The organism is Streptomyces sp. NPDC020875, assembly GCF_040641415.1.
GTDB lineage: Bacteria > Actinomycetota > Actinomycetes > Streptomycetales > Streptomycetaceae > Streptomyces.
The window spans coordinates 1-4,220 of the sequence record NZ_JBFADP010000123.1 but is presented as its reverse complement, the minus strand read 5'-3'; the positions used below and the strand labels follow the sequence as shown (position 1 = coordinate 4,220).

Sequence of the window (4,220 nt, the reverse complement as noted above, 5' to 3'; positions counted from 1 at the left end):
GGGGGAGGGACCATCCGTCGATGAGGATGTGGTGGATGGTGAGGGTGAGGGTGTGGTGGGTGGGTGTTTGGTGGATGAGGGTGTATTTGAGGAGGGGTGGTTTGTGCATGGTGAAGCGTTGGGTTCGGGTGTGGTGGAGGATGGTTTGGGTGTGGTGTTGGCGGGTGGTGGGGTTGTGGTGGGTGAGGTTGTGTTCGGTGAAGGGGAGGGTGGTGTGGGTGGGGATGATTTGGAGGGGTGGGTTGTGGGGTCGGGTGAGGAAGGCGGCGGTGAGGTGGGGGTGTCGTTGGAGGAGGGTGTTGGCGGCTTGTTTGAGGCGGGGTGTGTCGAGGGGTCCTTCGAGTTCGAGGGTGATCTGGACGATGTAGACGTCGGGGGATTCCTCGTCGTAGATGGCGTGGAAGAGCAGTCCTTCCTGCAACGGCGCCAACGGCAGAACGTCCTTGAACGAGCGCTCCATAAAACGGACTCCCTAACGGTCCCGATGATCGAAAATGGTCGGCGGCAATCGGTGGGCGGGCCGCGTCCGGTGAAAAAGGGCAGGCTCCGCCCGAGGCGGTTGCAATATGCATGAAAAAGGGCTCGATCCCGTGCCGAAACCGTCTGCGGGGGCGGGGGTGAGCAGCGCGAAACGGCCGGACGACCCGGCGGCCGGAATCCGGCGTCGAGCGGGGGTCAGCGGAAGCGGCGCTCGATCTCGTCGAGTTCCGCCTCGGTGAGGGAGACGAGCGGCGGCTCCGCGGGCGCGGCGGATTCATCCGCGCGCGGACCGGCGGACCGGCTCGTGGCTCCGGCGTCATCGGCCGGTACGGGCTCCACCTCGCGTACGACGCTGACGAGCTGTGCGGGCGACGGGTTGAGGAACAACTCGCGCCGGGTGAATTCAAGCCCGGTCCGCCGGGCGGCGGCAACCAGTTCGGCAGCGCTGATACTGTCTCCGCCGCGATCGAAGAAACGGTCGTGGACATCGAATTCCGGCATGTCGAGCACTTCGGCGAAGAGGTCGCACAGAAGCTTCTCGCGATAGGTCGGGGAATCCTGTTGGCTCGTCATGATGTACAGCTCTCCCGTATGAAGCGTTCTGTCTCGGCCGGGCCGATCGGAGCGGGACGCGCGGGTATTTCAGAGGGTGTTACCCGGGTCTGTCACCTGAACACGGTGAAGCGGGGGGAACGACACTCCTCCGCAGTGTCCCGCCTCGTTCCGGCCCGACGTCGGCGGTGTCGGGCCAAGATCCATGTTTCAAGGAACGGTAAACGCGGGACCTGAAAACTGTAAATCATCCCAACGGCGAGACTTCGGGCGTTCTCCGCCGATCGGAGGGGGCCGTGAAGCCGGGGAAATCCCGCTCCGGTCGCCGTATACCTCCCCCGATCGGGGGAGAAACGAGCATTTCCCGGATCCTCCGATCGGACCGTCGTGAACCGGGTTACGCCGGAAGGAGGTTCACCCGCCCGGGCACCGGACCCTAGTCTCGGCCCCGAATCCGGCGGAACAGCGACCAGATGAAGGAGTGGATGTGACCAATCCGTTCGAGTCCGACGACATGGACTACGCGGTACTGCGCAATGACGAGGGGCAGTACTCCCTCTGGCCCGCCGGTGTGGACGTACCCGACGGCTGGACGGTGGCGAGGCCGCCCGGTCCGCGGGCCGAATGCCTGGAGTACGTCGAGACGGTGTGGACGGATATGCGTCCCGCCGGACTGATCGCCGCGACGGACGGCGTGCCGCGGCGGGGCGGTGCGGGCCCGGTCGGCTGACCGGCTTCCGCGACGGCGCGTCCGGCACCGGGCACCACGCCCGGATTAGGGAGAGTTTCCGCCGATGCGCGGGAACTCACCGCCCATCTCCTCCGACTACTGCCTGATGAAGAGGCAGCCGTGTTTCCGCCAACCGGGGCGGGACCGCGGAGCGCGGAGAGGTGTGAGATGGGCGGGCTGGACGTACACATGCGGAGGGTCACCTGCCGCCACGGCCGGATGACGGCGGTGGACGAGGTCGATCTGGAGATCGCCGCCGGCGAGCGCGTGGCACTGACCGGGACCAACGGATCCGGCAAGACCACCCTGTTGCGCGCCGTACTCGGTCTGCACCGCCGGATGAGCGGAACGGTCCTGGTCGGCGGGCGCGGTACGGGATCCCCGGCGGAATGGGCCTGGCGGCGGCGGGCCTGTGCCTGGATCCCGCAGAAGCCCGCCGGGGGCCGGTTCCCCCTGCTCGGACGGGAGCTGCTGGCCAGCGGCGGCGGTACCCGCGACGCGGTGGAGGCCGCCGAACGGCTGGGTGTGGGGTCGCTGCTCGAACGCCCCCTGCACACCTTCTCCGGCGGCCAGTTACAGCGGATGTATCTCGCCAGGGCCATCGGCTGCGCCGCCGCGGGCGCCCAGGTACTGCTCGCCGACGAGCCCACCGCCGCCCTCGACTTCGCCGGCCAGGACGAGGCGGCCGACGTCCTCACCGGGCTCCCGGTGACTCTGGTCGTCGTCACCCACGACCGGGCGCTGACCGAGCGGTGCGACCGGGTCCTGGAGATGGCCGCCGGGCAGCTGCGGGAGGTCCGGTGACCGTTCTCGCCACCGCCGACGTGGGGGCCCTGCTCCAGCTCGTCCCCGTCCAGCGGGCGGGCGTGGGCCTGCTGCTGGCCGCCGTCGGCCTGCCGATCATCGGAGTGGTGATCGTCGGCCTCGACATCATGCCGGTACGGTTCGCGATGATGCACGTCGCCCTGCTCGGCGTCGCCATCGGCCTGCTGACCGGCATCGACCCCATGGTCTGCGCCCTGGTCGCCTGTGCCCTGGCGGGTGCCGGGGTCGCGCCACTCGCCTCCAGCCCCAGCGGACTCTCGGGGGCGATGGGCCTGCTGATGAGTCTGGCGATCGCGGCGGCCCTGCTGCTGCTCGCGGTCTCCGGCGTCAACGCCTCCGGGGCCTTCGCCCTGCTCTGGGGCTCCATCCTCTCCGTCGGCAGCGCCGATCTGGTCCTGCTCGGGGTGCTCGCGGTCGTCGTGCCCGCCCTCTTCCTCTGGCGGCGGCGCGATCTGGCGCTGCTGCTGCACGACCGGGAACTGGCCCAGACCTCCGGCGTACCGGTCCGGGCGCTGACCCTGGTCCTGCTGGTCCTGGTGGCGGTCTCCGTCGCCGGGGCGATCAAACTCACCGGCGCCCTGCTGGTCGACGCGCTCACCCTGCTGCCCGCCCTCGCGGCCCGGCGGCTGGGGACATCGCTCACCTCGATCACCGTCTGGGCCGTGAGTATCGGCATCACCGTCAATCTGACGGGATTTCTGCTGGCCCTCTGGCTGGACTGGCCGCCCGGCCCGGTCCTCGTCCTGACCGCGGGCGCCGTCGTCCTCGCGGTCCACCTCGTACCCGAACGGAGAATCCGCCCATGGCGCGCACTCGCGTCCGTATCCCCCTCCTCCTCGCACTGAGCACCACCCTGGTGGCGGTCGCGGGCTGCGGTTCCGACGACTCCTCCGACGCCGGGGAGGGGAAGCGGAAGAGTGGGCCCCGGGTGGTGGTGACCACGACCTGGGAGGGTGCCTTCGCCAAGGCGGCGGGAGCCGAGAACATCAAGGTGATCGTCCCGCAGTCGGTGCACCACGCCCCGGACTACGACCCCAAGCCGTCCGACCTGGCGGCCGTCGCCGACGCGGACTTCGTGCTGTACGCGCCCTTCGAGCCGTACGCCGAGAAGATCAAGGAGGCCGCCGGATCCAAGGCCGAACTGATCGAGGTCGCCCTGGAGAACGAGCCGGGCAATGTGAAGGCGGAGGTGACCCGGGTGGCCGGGAAGTTCGGCACCCAGACCGCCGCGGCGCGGTGGAACCGTACCTTCGACACCGAGTACGCGGCACTGCGCACCGGTCTGAAGTCCGCCTGGCCCGGCGGCCGGAGCCCGAGCGCCGTCAGCCATGCCTTCAGCCGCTGGGCCGCCGATATGGCCGGGATCACCACCGTCGGCGGCTTCGGCCCCGAACCGGTCACCCCGGGGCAGCTCTCCGGTCTGTCGGAGAAGAAGCCCGCCCTCGTCCTCGACAACGCCCATATGTCCACGGGTACCGTGCTGCCCGACTCGGGCGCCGAGGAGGTCGACATCGTCAACTATCCCGGTGACGACCTCGATCTGCTGACGGTCTACCGCGACGCGGCGGCGGCCCTGAAGAAGGCCATGGGGACCGGCTGACCTCCGGCGCGCTCCGGACGGCCCGTGCGGCCG

Annotated in this window: 6 protein-coding genes; 4 read left to right on the top strand and 2 right to left on the bottom strand. The window is 69.4% G+C overall.

The features are described 5' to 3' along the window. A partial coding sequence (locus tag AB0G74_RS34160) for a condensation domain-containing protein (RefSeq protein WP_361154582.1) occupies nt 1–460 on the bottom strand: 460 nt, incomplete at its 3' end. Between the two features lie 215 nt (nt 461–675). Next, nucleotides 676–1,053: a phosphopantetheine-binding protein gene (locus AB0G74_RS34155; protein WP_361154580.1), complete on the bottom strand. Its 378-nt coding sequence runs from the start codon at nt 1,051–1,053 to the stop codon at nt 676–678. A gap of 466 nt (nt 1,054–1,519) precedes the next feature. Here AB0G74_RS34155 and AB0G74_RS34150 point away from each other — a divergent pair, with 466 nt between their 5' ends. The 4 genes from AB0G74_RS34150 to AB0G74_RS34135 all read left to right on the top strand — a co-directional run bounded on the left by AB0G74_RS34150 (nt 1,520) and on the right by AB0G74_RS34135 (nt 4,187). Then, nucleotides 1,520–1,762 (top strand): MbtH family protein, encoded by a 243-nt coding sequence (locus AB0G74_RS34150; protein ID WP_361154577.1) that lies wholly within the window; start codon nt 1,520–1,522, stop codon nt 1,760–1,762. 168 nt (nt 1,763–1,930) lie between these two features. After that, the gene (locus AB0G74_RS34145) at nt 1,931–2,566 is read left to right on the top strand and encodes an ABC transporter ATP-binding protein (protein ID WP_361154574.1); all 636 of its coding nucleotides are present in this window, start codon (nt 1,931–1,933) and stop codon (nt 2,564–2,566) included. Then, nucleotides 2,563–3,432: a metal ABC transporter permease gene (locus AB0G74_RS34140; protein WP_361154572.1), complete on the top strand. Its 870-nt coding sequence runs from the start codon at nt 2,563–2,565 to the stop codon at nt 3,430–3,432. Before AB0G74_RS34145 ends, AB0G74_RS34140 begins: the two co-directional genes overlap by 4 nt. Next, nucleotides 3,390–4,187: a zinc ABC transporter substrate-binding protein gene (locus tag AB0G74_RS34135; protein WP_361154569.1), complete on the top strand. Its 798-nt coding sequence runs from the start codon at nt 3,390–3,392 to the stop codon at nt 4,185–4,187. Before AB0G74_RS34140 ends, AB0G74_RS34135 begins: the two co-directional genes overlap by 43 nt. The last annotated feature ends 33 nt before the right edge of the window (nt 4,188–4,220 follow it).

Coding starts and splice junctions, on each gene's coding strand:
- AB0G74_RS34145 (WP_361154574.1), top strand. CDS start 1,931: ATGGGCGGGCTGGACGTACACATGCGGAGGGTCACCTGCCGCCACGGC.
- AB0G74_RS34135 (WP_361154569.1), top strand. CDS start 3,390: ATGGCGCGCACTCGCGTCCGTATCCCCCTCCTCCTCGCACTGAGCACC.
- AB0G74_RS34155 (WP_361154580.1), bottom strand. CDS start 1,053: ATGACGAGCCAACAGGATTCCCCGACCTATCGCGAGAAGCTTCTGTGC.